This is a genomic window from Solidesulfovibrio aerotolerans, assembly GCF_009856865.1.
In the GTDB taxonomy this organism is placed as follows: domain Bacteria; phylum Desulfobacterota; class Desulfovibrionia; order Desulfovibrionales; family Desulfovibrionaceae; genus Solidesulfovibrio; species Solidesulfovibrio aerotolerans.
The window spans coordinates 1-584 of the sequence record NZ_WVUD01000130.1 but is presented as its reverse complement, the minus strand read 5'-3'; the positions used below and the strand labels follow the sequence as shown (position 1 = coordinate 584).

Here is a 584-nt window from a genome sequence, read left to right as displayed (position 1 = left end):
TTAGGGACTCTTTCACGAACGCTTCAACTCGTCTTTCAACAGTTCAATGCGCGGCACCATCTGTTGCTCAAAGCTGTATAGGCGCAGCAACGCCTCGCGGCCCCGCATGGCCAGACTACGCAATTTATCAGGATTGACGCGGTAATACTCAATAAGCGCAATGATGAGATCTGCATCGCGGCCTATGATTTCGATTTCCTTCCCAGGTTCGAACAGGCATCGCCCCTCAATGTCCTGGTTCATCCCATCCAGGTCCGCCAGGAACATCGCGACACCATGTACTCCCGCCTCGACACAAGACGTCGTCGGAAATCCATCAAAGCTCCCCTTACCGCCCTGCAGGCGGCACGAAGAGATATTCGGCGAGATTACGATATCCATTTGCGTGTAGAAACCAGGAAAGAAATTCGCCGGTTTGGTTCCGTGGAAGGTGATGTTTTGGGCATCACTCAGATCAATCGTCTCGCGATCGAAACCGCCAACCACATGAAATGCGATATCTTGACGGTTCCCCAGTGCCCGGACGATGGCCGCGAACACGTCATAGCCCTTCTCAATCCCGGTGGGTGAATAGCGCTGTGCCA

General features: G+C 53.6%; 1 protein-coding gene. It reads right to left on the bottom strand.

The features are described from left to right. Nucleotides 1-12: 12 nt before the first annotated feature. A partial coding sequence (locus tag GTA51_RS20405; protein ID WP_160964311.1) for a glycosyltransferase family protein occupies nucleotides 13-584 on the bottom strand: 572 nt, incomplete at its 5' end.